The sequence below is a fragment of the Nonomuraea glycinis genome, from assembly GCF_035920485.1.
Classification (GTDB): Bacteria; Actinomycetota; Actinomycetes; order Streptosporangiales; family Streptosporangiaceae; genus Nonomuraea; species Nonomuraea glycinis.
This window is the reverse complement of record NZ_CP109166.1, coordinates 6,188,275-6,205,552: the sequence shown is the minus strand read 5'-3', so window position 1 is coordinate 6,205,552 and position 17,278 is coordinate 6,188,275. Positions and strand designations below refer to the sequence as shown.

The window sequence follows — 17,278 nt, the reverse complement described above, 5'->3', positions numbered from 1 at the left end:
GCTTGCTTGTGTGCTTTCCTTGCGCAGATGGGTTACGCGATCGGCGTCGACGTCGGCGGCACCTTCACCGACGTCGTCCTGCGCGCCCCCACCGGCACACTGACAGCCGCCAAATGTTTGAGCACCCACGACGACCCCATCGCGGGGATCGCCTCCGGCGTTACGCGCGTGCTCGCCGGCGTGGACCCGGCCCAGGTCGGCAGGGTCGTGCACGCGACCACCCTGGCCACCAACGCGGTGCTCGAACGCAAGGGCGCGCGGGTGGCGTTCGTGACCACCCTCGGCTTCCGCTCGGTCATCCCGCTCGGCCGCTACGCCCGGGTCGAGGAGGACCGCTACGACCTGCGTTTCACCCCGCCACCGCCGCCGGTGGCCGCCGCCGACTGCTTCGAGGTGGTCGAGCGCGTCTCCGCGCGCGGCACCGTGCTCACCCCCCTGGATCCGGACTCCGTACGGCGCGTCGCGGCGCGCATCACCGCGCGCGGCATCACCTCCGCCGCCGTCTGCCTGCTGCACTCCTACGCCTGCCCGGAGCACGAGCGGCAGGTCGCCGCCATCCTGCGCGAGTCGATCCCGAACGTGGTCATCTCATCGGAGATCTGGCCGGAGATCCGCGAGTACGAACGCGCCACCACCACCATCATGTCCGCCTATGTCGGGCCACTCATGGCCTCCTACCTCTCCCGCCTGAGCGCCCGCCTGGCCGAGCTGGGCGTCCGCGCGCCGATCCACGTCATGGAGTCCAGCGGCGGCGTGATCTCCGCCGAGCTGGCGGCCAGGCGGGCGGTGTCGACCATCGAGTCGGGGCCCGCGGCCGGCGTCCTGGCGGCGGCGGGCACCGGGGCCGGTGACGTCATCTCCTTCGACATGGGCGGCACCACGGCCAAGGTCTGCGTGGTCCGCGACGGCCGCCCGGAGATCACCCGCGAGTTCCACGTGGGCGGCAAGGGCAGCTTCGGCGGCCGCCGGGCCGGCACCGGGGTCCCCATCAAGACGCCCGCCATCGACCTGGCCGAGATCGGCGCGGGCGGCGGCAGCATCGCCTGGCTGGACGCCGCCGGCGCGCTGCGTGTCGGCCCCCGCTCGGCCGGCTCCTCCCCCGGCCCCGCCTGCTACGCGCTCGGCGGCCGCGAGCCCACCGTGACGGACGCGAACCTGGTGCTCGGCTACCTGTCCTCGGCCACCATCCCGCTGTCACCGTCCCTCGCCGCGCGGGCCCTCGACCGCCTGGCGGGCCCGCTGGGCGTCACCCCGGCCGAGGCCGCGCACGCCGTCCACGAGATCGTCAGCGCCTCGATGGCCTCGGCCGTCCACGTGGTGACCGTGCAGCGGGGCATCGACCCGCGCGGCTTAACCCTGGTGGCGTTCGGCGGCGCGGGCCCCATGCACGCGGCCCGGGTCGCGGAGCGCTTCGGCATCTCCCGGGTGCTCGTCCCCGCCCACTCCGGCGTCGCCTCGGCGGCCGGCCTCCTCACCGGCGCCCTGTCCACCGAACGCGTCATCTCCCGCCTGGACGCGGCGGACCCCGACGCGCTCTTCGACGAGCTGGCCCGCACCGCCGCCGCCGACCTCGGCCTCCCGCTGACGACCCCCGGCCTCGAACTCACCCGCTCGGCCGACGTCCGCTTCCACGGCCAGTCCCACGACCTGACGGTCCCGTGGAGCCCCGTACGGGAGGAGCTGGCGTCGCGTTTTTCCACGAAATACACCCAGGTGTACGGCATAACGCAACAGTCCACCATCGAAGTAGTCGCCTACCGCCTCCGCCTCACCCTCCCCCCACCCAGCCTCACCCTCCCCCCACCACCCAGCCGTCCTCTCAGCGCCCCTCCTAGCGCCGGTGCGGCGAGAAGAGGTACGGCGGAGGTCGGCGCAACTCGTACGGCGAGGACCGGCGTCACGCCCGCGGCCAAGGAGGCGAGGACCCGCGTCACACCCACGGCCAAGGAGGCATCGACGACCACCCGTGCCGCGTACTTCGGCGGCGCCTACGTAGAGGTTCCCGTACACACCAGAGACACCCTGGAAAAGCTGCACGGCCCGGCAGTCATCGAGGACCCCGAGTCCACGATCGTCGTCCCGCCCAGCTGGACCGCGACCCTCGGCGAAGCCCGCGCCGTACACCTGATCCGCGAGTCCACCCCATGAACGACGCCCTGACCGCCGAGGTGCTCAGGAACGCCCTGGTCGTCGCCGCCGAAGAGGCCGGCATCGTCGTGGTGCGGTCCGCGTACTCGACCTTCATCGTCGAGGGCTCGGACGCCTCGGCCGCCATCCTGGACGCCGGCGGGCGGCTGATCGCCCACTCCATGGCCACCACGCTGATGAACAGCATGGCCCTGAAGGTCGCGCTCCCGGAGCTCGTCAAGGACATCCCCCTCGCGACGATGCGCCCCGGCGACGTGTACGTGCTCAACGACGCCTACCGAGGCGGCGTCCACACCAACGACCTCCTGGTCTACCGGCCGGTCTTCACGATGGGCACCCCCGCCTACTTCGCCGCCACCATGATCCACGTCTCGGACCTGGGCGGCCTGTCCGCGGGCGGCATGGCTCCCCTGGCCACGGACGTCTACCTGGAGGGCCTGCAACTCCCGCCCGTCCGCCTGGCCACCGCCGACGGCCTGGAGCCCGCCGTGGAGGCGATCCTGCGGGCCAACAGCCGTACCCCCGACAAGGTGCTGGGCGACGTACGCGCCCTCATCGCGGGCACCGCCGTCGCCGCCACCCGCATCGACGCCCTTGTCCGCGAGTACGGCGAGACGGGCCTGAAGGCCGGGATCGACGCCTACCTCGACTACACCGAGACCAGGACCCGAGCCGCCCTGGCCACCCTCCCCCCAGGCCGCCACCAGGCGTCCTACCCCATAGACGACGACGGCATGAACCCCGACAAACCCCACCACATCCGCGTATCGATCACCCTCGACACCTGGCAGGACGGGCCGGGGGGCGCGGGGCGGGTGGTCGTGGACTTCGCGGGGACGGACCCGCAGGTGCCGGCGGCGATCAACGCGTCGGCGTCGCAGTCGCTGGCGGCGGCCGTGTTCGCCGTGCGGTGCTTCCTGGACCCGACGATCCCGATGAACGACGGCTGCCTGCGCGCGATCGACGTACGCCTACCGCCGGGCTCGCTGCTCGACGCCCGCTCCCCCTACCCGTGCGGCGGCCGGTACGTCCCCATCTACGCCGCCATCGAGGCCGTCTTCCAGGCGCTGTCCGACGCGGTGCCCGAGCGGGCCATCGCGGCGAGCGGGATCCTGCAGCCGTTCTCGATCGCTTCCGTGGACGCGCCGTACTGGATCCATCTCGCGTACGACTTCGGCGGCGTCGGCGCACGGCCGGGGCTGGACGGGCCGGACGCGACGGGCGTGCACTTCGGGGTGGGCCGCAACTCGGTGCCGCAGGTGGAGCCGGTGGAGGGCCGCTGCCCGCTGGTGGTCGAGTCGATCGAGACGATCCCGGACTCGGGCGGCCCGGGGCGGCACCGGGGCGGGCTGGGTTCGCGTACCGTCTACCGGTTCCTGGCCGACTGCCACGTGACGACCCGAGGCGACCGGCTGCGCCTGGCCCCACCGGGCCGCGACGGCGGGCTGCCCGGCAGACTGGGCGGCTTCTACAAACGCCGGCTGGACGGCTCGATCGAGCGCCTGGCATCGAAGGTGAACAACGTCCGCTTCGCCACCGGCGAGGCCTTCATCGTGGAGACGACCGGTGGCGGAGGCCTCGGCCCACCGCAGGAGCGGGATCCCGCGCTGATCGAGGCCGACCTGGAGGCGGGCCGCGTCACCCGCCAAGGCGCGGCCGAGGACTACGGTCCGGCCGCGCCACCGCTCAGATCAGATCGCCGGGGTCGAAGCTGACCGCATAGGGCACTGCCAAGGTGGCGACGGCCCCGGCCTTATAGGCGGAAGGCGTCCCGTAGGAATCTCCGTCGAGTTCGTAGACGTAGACGGTCGGGCCTTCGTCGAGTTCGATCCGCCAGTAAGCGGGGATGTCCGCGGCGGCATAGGCCTCGCTCTTGAACGCCCTGTCACGGATCTTGGTGCTCGGGCTGACGACTTCCACGGCGAGGAGGATGTCTTCGGGGGTGAACATGAGCGACGCGGCCTCGGTTGCGGTCTCCTGCACCACGACGAGGTCGGGAATGTAGTAGTCCTTGTCACCCGCCTTGAGGTTCACCGTCGACAGCGGCTCCAGACCCGGAGGTGCCGCATCGTCCAGAATCCGCTGGAGACGAAAGATGACGCGCTGATGCAGCGGAGTCGGGGCAGGGCTCACCAGTAGGCTCCCGTTGAAGAGCTCATATCGGTTCCCGTCGTCGGGAAACTTGAGCAGGTCATCGACAGTGAACGGAGGCACGCCCGGCAGAACCGTGCGTGCGGTCGTCGGTTCGGTCGCCATCGTGGTCACCCACTCAGTATCGGGAATCGAGCCCTTTCGCACATGCTACTTACCCAAGGTCGATTACTTTCCGTCCCAGGGTCGCCACGCTTCGGCACCTCGCCGTACCGACGTGTGGACCGCGCGCGCCAGCCGCGCTCCCCACGGTGATCGCGGCCCGCCGAACAGCTCCTGCGGCCCGGTGTTCGGGACGGCCAGGCAGAGGGCGTCGGAGGCGGTGCCGGTGCACGGGAAGCCCGCCTCCAGCAGCGCCTGCGTCTTGGCCTCGGTCATCGTCATCACGGCGTTGACGAGGGCGGCGTCGGTCATCGCGACCGGTACGACGGCGACGATGTTGATCGTGCCGACCGGTGGGGCGCCGAGCATGGGGGCGAGCTCGGGGTCGGCGGCGCCTTCGGGGGCGGCGGCCCAGGTGGGGACGCGTAAGCCGACCGTGGCGACGGCTTCGACGCCGCCGTCCTCGGCGTGGACGTTGCGGTCGACGGAGGCGGCGGTCATCATGCCGACGCCGTCGCCGCCGGGGCCCAGCTCGGCCAGGTGCTCGACCGGGTCCATGCGGGAGTAGCCGGCGACGACCTGGGCGTTGAGGATCCACTCGCGGGGGCCGATGCCGCCGCCGAGCATGGCCGAGGAGATCATCCGCCAGCCCGGCCCGAACTCCCAGAGCAGCGCGCCGAGCTCGACGCCCTCCTCGGTCCTCGTGCTGAGCTTCACGGTTCTCCTCTGACGAGGTGGACGACGGGCCGCCCGCCGGGGCCCTGCTCGATCATGACACGGGCGTCGAAGTGGCCGCTGACGAGCGGCACGGTGAGCACCTGGGCGGGTTCGCCGCAGGCGACGGCGCGGCCTGCGGCCAGCAGCAGGAGGTGGTCGGCGTACTGGCCGGCGACGGTCAGGTCGTGCAGCGTGGTGACCACGGTGAGCTCGTCGGCGAGCCGGAGCCGGTCGACGAGTTCGAGGACCTGCTGCTGGTGGCCGAGGTCGAGGGCGGTGGTGGGCTCGTCGAGCAGCAGCACGGGGGCCTGCTGGACGAGCGCCCGGGCGAGCACGACGCGCTGCCGCTCGCCGCCGGACAACTCGCCGAGCCTGCGGGCGGCGAACGGGGTCAGGTGGAGCCGGTCCAGCACGGACCCGGTGACGTCCCGGTCGGTGCGGCTCTCCCGGCCGAGATAGGGGATGTACGGGGTACGGCCGAGCAGGGCGTAGTCGAAGACGGTCATGTCGGGTGGCAGCGCGGGCGTCTGGGGGGCGTAGGCGACCAGGCGGGCCCGGTCCCTGGGGCTGAGGGCGCCGGACGGCCTGCCGTCGAGGGTCACCTCGCCGCGGTGGGCGAGCAGGCCCATGACGGCCTTCAACAGGGTCGACTTGCCCGCGCCGTTCGGGCCGATGATGGCCAGCCAGGCGCCGCGCCGTACCTGGAGGTCCACGTCGGTGAGCACCTCGCGCTCGCCGAGCCGTACCGACAGACCCTTGACGGCGATCATGTGGCGGTCCGCCGCGTCATGCGCAGGACGGCCACGAAGAACGGCGCGCCGACGAACATGGTGACGACGCCGATGGGCAGCTCGGCGGGGGCGATCACGGTGCGTGCGGCGAGGTCGGCGAGCACCAGGAAGGCGGCGCCGCCGAGCAGCGACAGGGGCAGCACGCTGCGGTAGGAGCCGCCCGCGAGCCGCCGTACGACGTGCGGGACGACGATGCCGACGAAGCCGATGAGCCCGCTGACCGCCACCGCCGCCGCGGTGGCCAGACTGGCGGCCAGCAGGACGAACAGCCGCACCCGGGACGCCCGCAGGCCCAGGCTGGTCGCCTCCTCCTCCCCCACCGACAGCACGTCCAGCATCCGGCCGTGCAGGAGCAGCAGCACGGCCGAGACGACGGCGTACGGCAGCACGAGCCAGAACTGGTCCCATCCGCCGCCGACGTCGCCGAGGATCCAGGAGTAGATGCGCTGCAGCTCCTCGACCTTGAACTGCTGGATGAACGTCTGGATGGCGGTGAGGAAGGAGGTGACGGCCACCCCGGCGAGCACCAGGGTGGCGGTGCCGCCGGAGCGGCCGGCGGTGTTGCCGAGCGCGTAGGCGAGGAACACGCCGCCGACGGCTCCGGCGAAGGCCGCCGCCGGGATGTAGGCGGCGAGCGCCGGCAGCAGCACGATGGTCACGGTCGCCATCAGCCCGGCTCCGGCGGCGGCGCCGAGCAGGTACGGGTCGGCGAGCGGGTTCCTGAACACGCCCTGGTAGCCGGCCCCCGCCATGGCCAGCAGACCGCCGACCACGGCCGCGACGAGCACCCTGGGCAGGCGCAGCTCGTACAGCAGTCCCTGTTCGATGGGCGCCAGCCCGGAGTCGACGGTCAGGAACGGCAGCCAGTCCGCCATCTGGAGGATCACCTGCCAGGGTGAGATGTCGGCGGCGCCGCCCAGCAGGCCCGCGACCATGGACGCGGCCAGGACCACCAGCGCGCCGGCCAGCCAGATCGGCCGGGCGCGTGATGGGGCGACCTCGGCGGTCAGCGCCACTAGCGCGCGGCCGCCTTCGTGACCGCCGCGCCGATGCTCTGGGCGAGGTCGACGACGCGGGGCCCCCAGCGGGAGGCGATGTCGTCGTCGAGCTCGACCACCTGGTCGTTCTTGATCGCGGACAGGTTCTGCCAGCCCGGCCGCTTGGCCAGGGCGGCCTTGTTCTGCGCGCAGCACTTCACGTCGGCCAGGAAGATCAGGTCGGGGTCTGCCTGGGCGACGAACTCGGCCGACAGCTTGGGGTAGCCGCCCGCCGCGTCGGGGGCCTTGTCGGCGATGTTGGTGACGCCGAACAGGCCGTAGAGCTGCCCGATGAACGTCTTGGACGTGGCGGCGTAGGGCGTCTGGTCGAGCTCGTGGTAGTAGGTGAGGTTCTTGGCCTGGGGCGCCTCGGCGGCCAGTTTCTCCAAGGAGGTCTTCATGCCGCTCACGACCTCGTCGGCCTTGGCCTGGTTGCCGGTGGCGGCCCCCAGGTCGGCGATCTCGTCGTAGGCCTCGTCGAGCTTGGTGGCGGCGGGCTCCCACAGGACGGGGACGTTCACCTTGCCCAGCTCGGTGATGATCTGGTCGATGTCATCGGAGACGACGACCAGGTCGGGCTTGTGGGCGATGATGGCCTCGACGTTCGGCTTGAAGCCCGACAGGTCGGTCTTGGGCGCCTCGGCCGGGTGGTTGGAGCGGTCGTCGACCGCGATCACCTGGGGGCCGGCGCCGATGGCGAACAGCGTCTCGGTGTGGGTGGCGGAGAGCGAGATGATCCGCTCCGGCCGCTTGGGGAGGGTGACCTTGCCGTTGGCGGCCTCGACCGTGACGGGGAAGGCGGCGCCGGGGGCGGCGGTGTCGGGGGCGGCCGAGGAGGAGGCGGCGGTGGGGCTGGCGGCGGGGGTGGCTGTTGTGCCGGTCTGACCGCATCCGGCCAGCACCAGCGTTCCCAGCAGCGCGCCCGCGAAGACCGTGCGTACGGGCCTCACGAGATGTCCTTTCACACTGTCGGAACCGAGAGACCCGCGAAGAGCGACGGATCACCCTTTTCCACGAGGGTTGATGACGTCACGCAGAGGCAGGCGACCTGGCTATGACAGTTGCGGGACAGCGCCGGACTCACACCGGACTTCGCTGCAGCACTGCGCGTCGGACAAACGCTATCAATGCTCCAGATGGCACCTTGAGTCAAGGGGTACGCAGTTGCTTCTCCGCCTCGGCGATGATGTGCTGCAGCCTGAGCCCGTGGGCGGCGTCGAGCGGATGCCCGCCGCCCTGCCGGACGGTGTGCGCGAACTCCTCGGCTACCTTGGCCAGCGGGTCGTCGTCGCCGCCCCGCTGCAGGACGGCGCTGCCCTTGGCGCCGTAGACCGCGATGCTGGTCGGGGGCATCTCGCCGACGCCCGCCTGGCACAGCGACGCCTCGCTGACCGCGCCGCTCTCGTGCTCCAGCAGCAGCCCGGCCCAGCGCAGCGGGTGCCCGTGCGCGCGCACCCCGGTCACCGGGCCGAGCGCGGCGTCGAGCAGGTCGATCATGTGCGGCCCCACGTCCAGCAGGGCGCCGCGCTCCAGCCGCCACGGGGTGGCGAACGGGTGGTCACCCATCAGGGAGGCGGAGATGTTGGCGGCGTGCCCGCCGAACGGCTCGATCTCGGCGCACCGGGTCAGGAACTCCCTGGTACGGGCGGCGTACCTCAGGGTGAGCACCATCTGGGTCGGCACGCCCGTCTCGGCCACCGCGTCGGCCAGCCGCCGCGCGCCGTCCAGCGAGTCGGCGAGCGGCTTCTCCAGCAGCAGCGCCTTGCCGGCCCGCGCGGCGCGCACCCCCAGCTCGGCCTGTACGCCGGGCGGCACGCAGAAGGCGACGGCCTCACAGACGTCGAACAGCTCCTCGACCCGCTCGAACACGGGCGCCCCGAGCCGGGCCGCCACCTCGGGCCGCCGGGCCCAGACCCCGGCGAGCCGGGTGTGCGGGCTCTTGGTCAGCATCGGCACATGCGCCATCTCGGCCCACGGCCCCGCCCCGATCAACCCGACAGCCACCGGCTCCATACAAATCCCCCTAAATCGCTCTTTGTACGACTTTCTCACGAGATCAACCCGCCCACCAGGTACGTCCAGCCGGAGCGGATCAACCCCGCTGACCGAAGGCGGGATGCCGGCTCCACCCGCTGCGTACAGGCGTGCGGGATGCCAGGTTTCACGCGTTTGCCAGGGATCGTACGGGCGTGCAGGATGCCGTGAATGATCTCCCCCAGCCCTCGGCGTCGCCTCCTGCTCTTCCTGGCCGGCGGTACCGGCCTGCAGATCGGCGCCTTCGCCGAGGGAAACCTGCTCTGGACAGGTGCAATGATCCCGATGGGGGCCGGCTACGCCGAGATCGGCCTGGCGCACCTGGTCACGATGCTGCTGCTGCTGCTCTTCACCCTCCCCCTCGGTGTGCTGGTGGACCGGGTGCGGCGCGGGACGGCACTGGCCGTGACCGGAGGGCTGGCGGCGGGCCTGCTCGGCTCCCTCGCGCTCGCCATCTGGCTGGAGGCGGTCACCTGGCCGCACCTCCTGCTGGTGACGCCGGCCGTGATGATGGTGCGCGGCACGGGCGGTCTCGCCCAGGAGGCTTACCTGCCCGCGGCCGTCGAGCGGGACGGGCTGGTCCCGGTCAACGCCGTGATGCTGATCGTGGGGAGTGCGGGCTCCTTCGGCGTCGGCTTCCTCCTCAGCGGCTCTCCCGGAGTGACCGCGGCCGCCGTGGGCGTCGCGGCCCTGGGGGCCGCCATCTCGGCGTGGCTGTTCGGCGTCATCCGCGCGCCCGAGGAGCCCGCGCCGCCCAGAACCGGGGTATGGCGGGAGGCCGTGGCGGGGGTGCGGTTCACGCTGACCCATCCGGTGCTGCGGGCGATCGTCGTGTGCCTGTTCGGGCTGACCGCGATGCGGGAGCCCATCGAAGAGTTCGCCGTCACTCCGCTCCTGGCGGAGGGTGGGGAGCTCACCCGGCCGGAGGCCGTCCTGTCATGGCTGGTGTACTTGGCGACGCCCATCGGAGCCGTCCTCGCCGTGCTGCTGTACCGGCGGGTCGGGACGTTCCGGCTGGCGTGGGCGGCCGTCCTGGTGAGTCAGCCGTTCGCGCTGCTCGTGCTGGCCGGGATGGACTGGGGTCCGATCTGGTACGTCCTCGGCCGGCTGGTGCCCTGGGCCGGGACTGCGGTGGCCGTGGTGGCCCTGCTCAGCCACCGCCAGGCGATCACGCCGAGCCGATTGCTGGGCCGGTCCGGCGCGACGCTGATCATCACGCTGGTGGTGGCGGAGGTGGCCGGATCATCGCTGGAAGTGCTCGCGGAATCGCTGCTGGGGCAGCAGGGGCCGGGTGACGCGGGCGGCTGGCCGGTCGTGGTGCTGGCCACGGCGGCGGTGCTCGCGTGCGCCGTGCCGATGTTCCGGTTGCGTCGGCTGAGCCACCCGGCCGAGGCCGGGCCCCCTTCCGACGACGCGGGAACCTCCTGACGGACGCGGAAACCTCCCGACGAGCGGAAAGCCCAGGGGCGGACGGGAAGCCCTTTGGCGGACGCGGAGCCCTCACCACTCCACGGGCAGGGTCGTCAGTCCTCGGCCCACGAGCGACTTGCGGTAAGTGATCGGCCCAGGAACCAGGCGCAGGGCTGGTAGGCGGTGGGTCAGGGTGTCGAGGGCGGTGCGGAGTTGCAGGCGGGCCAGTGCGGCGCCGACGCAGAAGTGGATGCCGTAGCCGAAGACCAGGTGCGCGTCGGCGTTGGGCCGGTCGATCAGGAAGCGGTCCGGGTCGGGGAAGACGGTCTCGTCGTGGGCGGCCGAGTCGGTGGACAGCAGCACCAGCGACCCCGCCGGGATCACCCTCCCGTGCAGCGGGATGTCCGTCCGGGCGTAGCGGAACGAGCCGAGCGAGGCGCCGTCGATGCGCATGCACTCCTCGGCCGCGTTCGGGATCAGCGCGGGCGGCACCGGCCAGCAGTCTTCGCGCAGCAGCCGCAGGACGGTGTTGCCGAGCTGGTTGGGCACGGTGTCGTTGCCGCCGAGCAGGATGGTGGAGATCAGCTCCACCACCTCCCGGTGGCTCAGCTCGTCGCCGATCAGCGCGGTCATCAGCGAGGTGAAGTCGTCGCGCGGCTCCTTGGCCCTGGCCGCGACCAGCCGATCCACGTAGTCCAGGTAGGTCAGGAAGCTGTCTGCCAGGTCGAGCTGCCGCTCCGGCGACTGCGGGGACAGGAAGAGCTGGAACCAGTCCTTGACGTGCGCCTGGACGAAGTCCTCGTCCGCCTCCGGCACCCCGATGAACCGGGCGGTCAGCTTGATCGACGGCTCGTGCCCGAGGTCGGCCACGAAGTCGGCGCTCCCCCGCGGCTCGACCCGGTCCAGCAGGTCCTCGTTCAGCCGCCGGAAGCGCCGCTCCAGCGCGGCCACCGCGCGCGGCGTGAACGCCCGCGACACCGACCGCCGCAGCCGGGTGTGGTCGGGCGGATCGACGTTGGCCACGAAACTGGACAGGAACGACCCGTGCTCGCCCAGCTTGTCCCGCGTCCGCTGGGTGAGGCTGCGCGAGATGGTCAGCGACCCCTCGGAAGAGAACCGCCGCGGATCGCCGTAGGCCGCCCGCACGTCGGCGTACCTGGTGAGCACGTACGCGCCGAGGTGCTCGCTGGGGAAGACCGGCCGCTCGCGGCGCAGCCTCGCCAGGAAGTCGTACGGCGCGGCCACGTGCCAGTCGGAGCTGACGTCGAAGTCCTCGATCATCCGAAGATCCTCCGCGGGTTGTCGACGAGCATCTGATGGATCTGGTCCTCGGTGACGCCGCGCCCGCGCAGCTCGGGCAGCACGTCGCGGGAGATGTGCAGCAGGTGGTAGTTGGGGTGCCGCCGCCGTACCACGTCCTCGTCGAAGCGGTCGTTGAAGCAGTAGGAGTCGTGCCCGAGCACCAACCGCCCGGCGTGCCCGCGCGCGCACAGCGCCGCCACGGTCGCCACCCGGTCCTCGAACGGGCTGATGGTGTCGATGCCGAAGCGGTCCATGCCCAGGTACGAGCCGCCCGCGATGAGCTCCTCCAGGTAGGCCAGGTCCGTGGAGTCCCCGGCGTGCCCGATCACCACCCGGCCGAGGTCGACGCCGAGTGAGGCGAGCAGCCGCTGCTGCTCCAGGCCGCCTCGGGACGGGCTGTGGGAGTGCGTGCTGATGGGCGCGCCGGTCTCCAGGTGCGCCTCGGCGACGGCCCGGAACACCCGCGCGCAGCCCGCGGTCATGCCGAGGTGGTCGGAGGCGCACTTGAGGATGGCCGCCTTGACGCCCGTCCCGCCGATGCCCTCGGTGAGGTCCCGTACGAAGAACTCGCTGAGCCGGTCGGGCCCGCCGAACAGCGTGCCGGGGCCGCGGTTGGCGAAGTACGGCGGCAGGGCGTCGTAGGTGTAGAGCCCGGTGGCGGCCACGATGTTCACCCCGGTCCGCTCGGCCACCCGTTGCACGGCCGGGACGTAGCGGCCGAGCCCGACCACGGTCAGGTCCACGATCGTGTCGACGCCTGCGGCCCGCAGCGCCTCCAGCTTGGCCGCCGCCTGCCCGGCCCGTGCCTCCAGGTCCCATCCTTCCGGGATGTCCGGCCAGTTCCACAGGATCTCCGGGCTGAGGCCGAAGACGTGCTCGTGCATGAGCGTGACGCCCAGCTCGGCGACCGGCCCCCTCACGGTCTCGGGCACGGGAACCTCGGATGCTCGAACGGCTCGTTCACGACCAGCCCCAGCCCGTCGGTCTGCTGGTACGGCGCGCCGGTGTAGCGGGCGTCGGCGTCGAAGTAGGTGACGGTGAACGACAGCCGGGGGCGGTCGCGGCGGTTGGCGGGCGCGCCGTGCACGGTCAGCGCGTGGTGCGCGGTCGCGTCGCCCGCCTTGAGGTCGAGCGGCGGCGACAGCTCCAGCTCCTTGAGCCAGGGGTGGCGGCTGAGCTGGTCGTCGCCCGGCCGGGTGAAGCTGCGCCCGAGCAGCCCGTGCCGGTGCGAGCCGCTGTAGAAGCGCAGCGACCCCATGTCGGCGGGGACGTCGGCCAGGGCCAGCCAGACGGTCAGCATGGCCGAGCGGTCCATCGGCATCCACGGGAAGTCCTGGTGGAACTGGGTGGCGCCGTGCTCGCCCGGCTCCTTGACCAGCAGGTTCGTCACCTGGACGCGCACCGCCCGGACGTCGCGCAGCATCCGGGCGGCGTTGCGGCCCATGGCGGGGCTCAGGGCCAGCGCGCCGAACAGCTCGTCGGCGGCGGCGATGTCCCTGGACTGCCCGAAGGCCTCGTCGACGAGCGTGGTGCGCCGCCTGTCCCGGCTCCGGAGCCGGTCCACGGCCCGCTCGCGCAGCCGGTCCGCCGTCTCCGGAGCGACCAGCCGCGGCAGCCGTACCCAGCCGTGCTCGTCGAAGAAGCTCACCTCGTCGTCGCTCGCGCGGCGCGCCGGGACGTCCATGCCGCCCAGTCTGGCACTAGAGCAAGCGCTTGGTAAGTCCTAGGATGCCTGCGACGTGCCGATGCGGTCAGGGAGGTTCTGGTGCGGCGGTTCAGGTTCGGGGCTGTGGTGCGGGAGGCGGGGTCGGGCAGGGAGTGGGCGGACCTGGCCCGGCGGGTCGAGGGGGCCGGGTTCGACGTGCTGCTGGTGCCCGATCATCTCGTCGGCGACCGGTTCGCGCCGCTGCCGGCGCTGACCGCGGCCGCCTGCGCGACCAGCCGGCTGCGGGTGGGCACGCTGGTGCTGGCCAACGACTTCCGGCAGCCGGCCGTCCTGGCCAAGGAGCTGGCCACGCTGGACGTGCTCTCCGAGGGGCGGCTGGAGATCGGGCTCGGCACCGGCTGGATGGCCGCCGACTACGAGGCCGCCGGGCTGGCGCTGCGGCCGCCGGGGGTCCGGGTGGACCGGCTGGAGGAGGCCATCGCCGTGCTGAAGGGCCTGTGGAGCGGCGAGGAGTTCAGCTTCTCGGGCGCTCACCACACGCTGCGGGACATGCGGCTGCGGCCCCGGCCCGTGCAGCGCCCGCACCCCCCGCTGCTGCTCGGCGCGGGCGGGCCGCGGATGGTACGGCTGGCGGCCAGGCAGGCCGACTCGGTGAACCTGGCGATGCGGGTACGGGCCGACGGCCGGGGCCCCGACCCGCGCGACGGCGGCGCCGGGGCCTTCCTGACCAAGCTCCAGTCCGTACGGGAGGCCGCCGGCAGCCGCTACGACCGGCTGGAGCTCGGCACGAGCGTCGTCGAGGTGGGCGAGCGCGGACCGGCGCAGGCCTGGAGCGCGGCCGACCGGCCGAGCCTGGAAGGCACGCCCCAGGTACTGCTCGGGACCCGCCGCGACATCGTCGACCAGCTCCGCCACTGGCGCGACGAGCACGACGTCTCCTACTTCGTGGTGCATCACGAGCACGACCTCGACGCCTTCATCCCCATCGTGGAAGAACTCGCCGCGTCGTGAGGGGTTCGGCGCGAGGGCAGTGCCGATGTCCCTGGAAAGGGCGCTATGTCGCGAGGATGACCTTGCCGGTGTCCCTGGAAAGGGCGCTATGTCGTGAGGACGACCTTGCCGATCGTGTTCCGGCTCTCCAGGGCGGCGTGGGCGGCGGCCGCGTCGCGCAGCGGGAAGGACTGGACGGCGGGCGTCAGGCGGCCGGCCGCCACCGCCTCCAGGGCTCGGGCACGCAGCTCCGCCATGCCGCCCGGCCGGCTCAGCAGGTGCCCGATGCCGTCGTGGGAGGTCACCTCCCGGGCCGCCAGCTCCTCCTCGGCCGGATGGAACCACTCCCCCGCCGCCTGCCCGAACACGACCTGGCGGCCGCCCTTGCCGATCAGCTCGAACGCCTCGCGGCCGAGCCGGCCGCCGACCCCGTCGAAGACCAGGCTCACCTCACCGACCGCCGCCCGCACCCGGTCGGTCCAGCCGGACTCGCCGTGATCCGGCCCGCCGTGATCCGGCCCGCCGTGGTCATGCCCGGTCCGGCCGGGCTCGGTGTAGTCGACGGCCAGGTCCGCGCCCTGCTCGGCGACCCGCGCCACCTTGGCGGGCCCGCCCGCGGCGCCCACCACGGTGGCGCCCACCCGGCGGGCGTGCTGCACGAGCAGGGTGCCGACACCGCCCGCCGCGGCCATGACCAGCACCACGTCGTCGGCGGTCACCGGCGCGAGCTCCAGGAGTCCCAAGGCGGTGGCGCCGGTGGTGACCATGGCGACGGCCGGGCCGTACTCCAGCTCGTCCGGCAGCGGCGCCAGGCTCCGGGCGTCGGCGACGGCCAGCTCGGCGTACCCGCCCGAGGCCAGGTCGCCGGTCACCACCCGCCGGCCCACCAGGGCGGGGTCCACGCCCTCGCCCACGGACTCGACCACCCCCGCCGACTCGCCGCCGAGGATCACCGGCAGGTCGGGCGCCGGGTGCGGGCCGACGGGCACGCCCTTGCGCAGGAGGGTCTCGATGAAGTGCAGCCCGGCGGCGCGCACAGCGATGCGGGCCTGGCCGGGACCGGGCACCGGGTCAGGGACGGTCTCGAGTCGGAGGTTGCCGGGAGGGCCGTAAGAGTGAAGCAGGATGGCGTGCATGGCTCCACCCTGTTACCTCAAGCTGAGTTGAGGTCAACCGTGCACCATGATGGACGCATGGACGAGATGGTGCTGCTGAGACATGGTGAGACCGAATGGAGCAGGTCGGGCAGGCACACCGGCCTGACCGACGTGCCGCTGACGGCGCACGGGGAGGAGCAGGCGCGCGCGCTGGCACCGTTGATCAAGGAGCGCCCGTTCGATCTGGTGCTGGTCTCTCCCGCTCAGCGCGCGAGCCGCACGGCGGAGCTGGCCGGGCTGAGCGGCTTCGAGGTGGACCCGGACCTGTGGGAGTGGGACTACGGCGGCTACGAGGGCATCACCACGCCCGAGATCAGGCAGACCCGGCCGGGGTGGTACCTGTGGCGTGACGGCGTGATCCGGGGTGACGCCGCCCATCCGGGCGAGAGCGCCGAGGAGGTGGGGGCGCGCGTCGACCGGGTGATCGCCAAGGCGAGGCGGGTGCCTGGCCGGGTGGCGCTGGTGGCGCACGGTCACCTGCTGCGCGTGCTGACCGCCCGCTGGCTGGACCTGCCGCCGCAGGACGGCCGCTACTTCAAGCTGGACACGGGCACGTACTCGCGGCTGGCCTTCGAGCACGGCGAGCCGGTGATCGCGGCCTGGAACGCCCCGCTCAACCGACCCTGACCCGTAAGGCCGCCTCGTGCAGCGCTCGGCCGGTCAGCCAGTCGCGCAGGGGGCCGAGGCGAGGGTCGTAGGACAGCGGTCGCTCCCATAAGGCCACGAACACCTCCTGAGTGACCTCCCCGGCGAGCCCTTCGTCGCGGGTCACCCGGACCGCCACGCCGTAGACGGAGGCGCTGTGCTCGTCGTAGGCGGCGCGCAGGGCGTCGAGATCGCCCGCGACCAGCCGCGCCGACAGCTCCGCGTCGTCGTCCATCAATCACAGCCCAGCGTGGCGGCGGCGCGGAGCAGCTCGCGGGCGAAAGCGGGATCACCTTCCGCCGCGTACGGGAAGCAGCCCGGCTCCCACCGGTCGGCCAGCAGCCGGCAGAAGTCGACCGCGTCCGCCGACACCACCGCCGTCACCCGCTCCGAGGCGGGCGAGAGCGGGACCGTCCACGACCCGCCGCCCGGACCGGTCAGCACGAACGTGGCCGACACGTCGCGGCGCGACTTCCTGATCGCCCGGGGCAGCATGGCCAGCCCGAACTCGGCGATCATCCGCAGGTGGTCGGGCGGCGGCGGCTGAGCCGGGCGGCCGAGCGCCTGCCGGACGTCGTCGGCGTGCGTCCAGGTCTCGAACGTCCGCTGGATCAGCGCGTGGCGCAGCGACCCGCGTACCGGCTTGGCGCCGGCCAGCTCCACCTCCGCGCCGAGGAGCGCCCCCGTCGTCGCCGAGACGCGCTGCAGCAGTGATCCGGCCTGCTCGCGCCAGCGGGGGTAGACCGGATCGGGCTCCGGGGCGCGCACGCCGAGGAACCAGGCCACCGGCCCGTCGTTGGCGGCCAGGTGCTCGATCATGCGGCGTACGGTGCGGTGCCTGGCGACCGGAGCGCCCCACTGCCGCGTGGTCAGCTCCGCGAGCAGCTCGTCCAGGAGCGCGACCTGCTCGGCGTAGGGCACCGCCACTTCGGCGACGCCCTTCTCGGCGGGCGCCCTGCGGCGCCGGGCCCTGGTCAGCACGGCCGCACGCAGCCGCGGCGGTGCCACGGCTGCGGGGTCGGGGCCGTCGAGGAAGGTGACGGCCGCACGGCAGTGCGGGCAGGAGCCGACGTGGCCGTCGGCGCCGTGCCCGTTGGAGAGGTACGCGTCAGTCATGGCTGCCTCCGC

17 protein-coding genes are annotated in these 17,278 nt (G+C 72.7%); 5 read left to right on the top strand and 12 right to left on the bottom strand.

Annotated elements, in window-relative coordinates; genetic code table 11:
• Positions 1-27: 27 nt before the first annotated feature.
• Both OHA68_RS29145 and OHA68_RS29140 read left to right on the top strand, forming a co-directional pair.
• The gene (locus tag OHA68_RS29145) at positions 28-2,148 is read left to right on the top strand and encodes a hydantoinase/oxoprolinase family protein (RefSeq protein ID WP_327103123.1); all 2,121 of its coding nucleotides are present in this window, start codon (positions 28-30) and stop codon (positions 2,146-2,148) included.
• A complete protein-coding gene (locus tag OHA68_RS29140) occupies positions 2,145-3,863 on the top strand; it encodes a hydantoinase B/oxoprolinase family protein (RefSeq protein WP_327103122.1) in 1,719 nt (572 codons plus the stop codon). The genes OHA68_RS29145 and OHA68_RS29140 overlap by 4 nt, the downstream gene beginning before the upstream one ends.
• On the opposite strand, the gene OHA68_RS29135 is transcribed toward OHA68_RS29140, so the two are convergent.
• From OHA68_RS29135 to OHA68_RS29110, 6 genes are all read right to left on the bottom strand, one after another.
• Positions 3,835-4,404 (bottom strand): Uma2 family endonuclease, encoded by a 570-nt coding sequence (locus OHA68_RS29135; RefSeq protein ID WP_327109572.1) that lies wholly within the window; start codon positions 4,402-4,404, stop codon positions 3,835-3,837. The two genes, OHA68_RS29140 and OHA68_RS29135, sit on opposite strands and share 29 nt — an antisense overlap.
• A gap of 63 nt (positions 4,405-4,467) precedes the next feature.
• Positions 4,468-5,118 (bottom strand): adenosylcobinamide amidohydrolase, encoded by a 651-nt coding sequence (locus OHA68_RS29130; RefSeq protein WP_327103121.1) that lies wholly within the window; start codon positions 5,116-5,118, stop codon positions 4,468-4,470.
• A complete protein-coding gene (locus OHA68_RS29125) occupies positions 5,115-5,888 on the bottom strand; it encodes an ABC transporter ATP-binding protein (protein ID WP_327103120.1) in 774 nt (257 codons plus the stop codon). Before OHA68_RS29125 ends, OHA68_RS29130 begins: the two co-directional genes overlap by 4 nt.
• A complete protein-coding gene (locus OHA68_RS29120) occupies positions 5,885-6,844 on the bottom strand; it encodes a FecCD family ABC transporter permease (protein ID WP_189143380.1) in 960 nt (319 codons plus the stop codon). Before OHA68_RS29120 ends, OHA68_RS29125 begins: the two co-directional genes overlap by 4 nt.
• A gap of 80 nt (positions 6,845-6,924) precedes the next feature.
• On the bottom strand, positions 6,925-7,896 hold the full coding sequence (locus OHA68_RS29115; RefSeq protein ID WP_327103119.1) for an ABC transporter substrate-binding protein: 972 nt from the start codon (positions 7,894-7,896) through the stop codon (positions 6,925-6,927).
• A gap of 199 nt (positions 7,897-8,095) precedes the next feature.
• The gene (locus OHA68_RS29110; RefSeq protein WP_327103118.1) at positions 8,096-8,959 is read right to left on the bottom strand and encodes a Gfo/Idh/MocA family protein; all 864 of its coding nucleotides are present in this window, start codon (positions 8,957-8,959) and stop codon (positions 8,096-8,098) included.
• Between the two features lie 192 nt (positions 8,960-9,151).
• On the opposite strand from OHA68_RS29110, the gene OHA68_RS29105 reads away from it, so the two are divergent.
• On the top strand, positions 9,152-10,408 hold the full coding sequence (locus OHA68_RS29105) for an MFS transporter (protein ID WP_327103117.1): 1,257 nt from the start codon (positions 9,152-9,154) through the stop codon (positions 10,406-10,408).
• A 72-nt stretch (positions 10,409-10,480) separates the two neighbouring features.
• Here OHA68_RS29105 and OHA68_RS29100 read toward each other — a convergent pair whose 3' ends face one another.
• The 3 genes from OHA68_RS29100 to OHA68_RS29090 are packed head-to-tail and all read right to left on the bottom strand — an operon-like array spanning position 10,481 to position 13,376.
• Positions 10,481-11,671 carry a cytochrome P450 gene (locus OHA68_RS29100; protein ID WP_327103116.1) on the bottom strand — a complete coding sequence of 397 codons (1,191 nt, stop codon included), beginning with the start codon at positions 11,669-11,671 and terminating at the stop codon, positions 10,481-10,483.
• Positions 11,668-12,624, bottom strand: coding sequence for a phosphotriesterase family protein (locus OHA68_RS29095; RefSeq protein WP_327103115.1), 957 nt, complete (start codon positions 12,622-12,624; stop codon positions 11,668-11,670). The genes OHA68_RS29100 and OHA68_RS29095 overlap by 4 nt, the downstream gene beginning before the upstream one ends.
• On the bottom strand, positions 12,609-13,376 hold the full coding sequence (locus tag OHA68_RS29090; protein ID WP_189143184.1) for a phytanoyl-CoA dioxygenase family protein: 768 nt from the start codon (positions 13,374-13,376) through the stop codon (positions 12,609-12,611). The genes OHA68_RS29095 and OHA68_RS29090 overlap by 16 nt, the downstream gene beginning before the upstream one ends.
• Before the next feature lie 81 nt (positions 13,377-13,457).
• Here OHA68_RS29090 and OHA68_RS29085 point away from each other — a divergent pair, with 81 nt between their 5' ends.
• Positions 13,458-14,369, top strand: a complete 912-nt coding sequence (locus tag OHA68_RS29085; protein WP_327103114.1) for a TIGR03621 family F420-dependent LLM class oxidoreductase — start codon at positions 13,458-13,460, stop codon at positions 14,367-14,369.
• A gap of 86 nt (positions 14,370-14,455) precedes the next feature.
• Here OHA68_RS29085 and OHA68_RS29080 read toward each other — a convergent pair whose 3' ends face one another.
• Positions 14,456-15,484 carry a zinc-binding dehydrogenase gene (locus tag OHA68_RS29080; RefSeq protein ID WP_327103113.1) on the bottom strand — a complete coding sequence of 343 codons (1,029 nt, stop codon included), beginning with the start codon at positions 15,482-15,484 and terminating at the stop codon, positions 14,456-14,458.
• Positions 15,485-15,541: 57 nt separating this feature from the next.
• On the opposite strand from OHA68_RS29080, the gene OHA68_RS29075 reads away from it, so the two are divergent.
• Positions 15,542-16,132, top strand: a complete 591-nt coding sequence (locus OHA68_RS29075) for a histidine phosphatase family protein (RefSeq protein ID WP_189144826.1) — start codon at positions 15,542-15,544, stop codon at positions 16,130-16,132.
• Here OHA68_RS29075 and OHA68_RS29070 read toward each other — a convergent pair.
• Both OHA68_RS29070 and OHA68_RS29065 read right to left on the bottom strand, forming a co-directional pair.
• The gene (locus OHA68_RS29070; protein ID WP_189144825.1) at positions 16,119-16,385 is read right to left on the bottom strand and encodes an RNA polymerase sigma factor; all 267 of its coding nucleotides are present in this window, start codon (positions 16,383-16,385) and stop codon (positions 16,119-16,121) included. The genes OHA68_RS29075 and OHA68_RS29070 overlap by 14 nt on opposite strands.
• Complete coding sequence (locus OHA68_RS29065) at positions 16,385-17,266, bottom strand: maleylpyruvate isomerase family mycothiol-dependent enzyme (RefSeq protein WP_327103112.1); 882 nt, start codon at positions 17,264-17,266, stop codon at positions 16,385-16,387. The genes OHA68_RS29070 and OHA68_RS29065 overlap by 1 nt, the downstream gene beginning before the upstream one ends.
• Positions 17,267-17,278: the final 12 nt, after the last annotated feature.

What these genes read in the sequence shown, in the direction of transcription:
- OHA68_RS29145 (WP_327103123.1), top strand. Translation starts at nt 28, where the DNA reads ATGGGTTACGCGATCGGCGTCGACGTCGGCGGCACCTTCACCGACGTC.
- OHA68_RS29140 (WP_327103122.1), top strand. Translation starts at nt 2,145, where the DNA reads ATGAACGACGCCCTGACCGCCGAGGTGCTCAGGAACGCCCTGGTCGTC.
- OHA68_RS29135 (WP_327109572.1), bottom strand. Translation starts at nt 4,404, where the DNA reads ATGGCGACCGAACCGACGACCGCACGCACGGTTCTGCCGGGCGTGCCT.
- OHA68_RS29125 (WP_327103120.1), bottom strand. Translation starts at nt 5,888, where the DNA reads ATGATCGCCGTCAAGGGTCTGTCGGTACGGCTCGGCGAGCGCGAGGTG.
- OHA68_RS29120 (WP_189143380.1), bottom strand. Translation starts at nt 6,844, where the DNA reads ATGGTCGCGGGCCTGCTGGGCGGCGCCGCCGACATCTCACCCTGGCAG.
- OHA68_RS29110 (WP_327103118.1), bottom strand. Translation starts at nt 8,959, where the DNA reads ATGGAGCCGGTGGCTGTCGGGTTGATCGGGGCGGGGCCGTGGGCCGAG.
- OHA68_RS29105 (WP_327103117.1), top strand. Translation starts at nt 9,152, where the DNA reads ATGATCTCCCCCAGCCCTCGGCGTCGCCTCCTGCTCTTCCTGGCCGGC.
- OHA68_RS29100 (WP_327103116.1), bottom strand. Translation starts at nt 11,671, where the DNA reads ATGATCGAGGACTTCGACGTCAGCTCCGACTGGCACGTGGCCGCGCCG.
- OHA68_RS29090 (WP_189143184.1), bottom strand. Translation starts at nt 13,376, where the DNA reads ATGGACGTCCCGGCGCGCCGCGCGAGCGACGACGAGGTGAGCTTCTTC.
- OHA68_RS29080 (WP_327103113.1), bottom strand. Translation starts at nt 15,484, where the DNA reads ATGCACGCCATCCTGCTTCACTCTTACGGCCCTCCCGGCAACCTCCGA.
- OHA68_RS29075 (WP_189144826.1), top strand. Translation starts at nt 15,542, where the DNA reads ATGGACGAGATGGTGCTGCTGAGACATGGTGAGACCGAATGGAGCAGG.
- OHA68_RS29070 (WP_189144825.1), bottom strand. Translation starts at nt 16,385, where the DNA reads ATGGACGACGACGCGGAGCTGTCGGCGCGGCTGGTCGCGGGCGATCTC.
- OHA68_RS29065 (WP_327103112.1), bottom strand. Translation starts at nt 17,266, where the DNA reads ATGACTGACGCGTACCTCTCCAACGGGCACGGCGCCGACGGCCACGTC.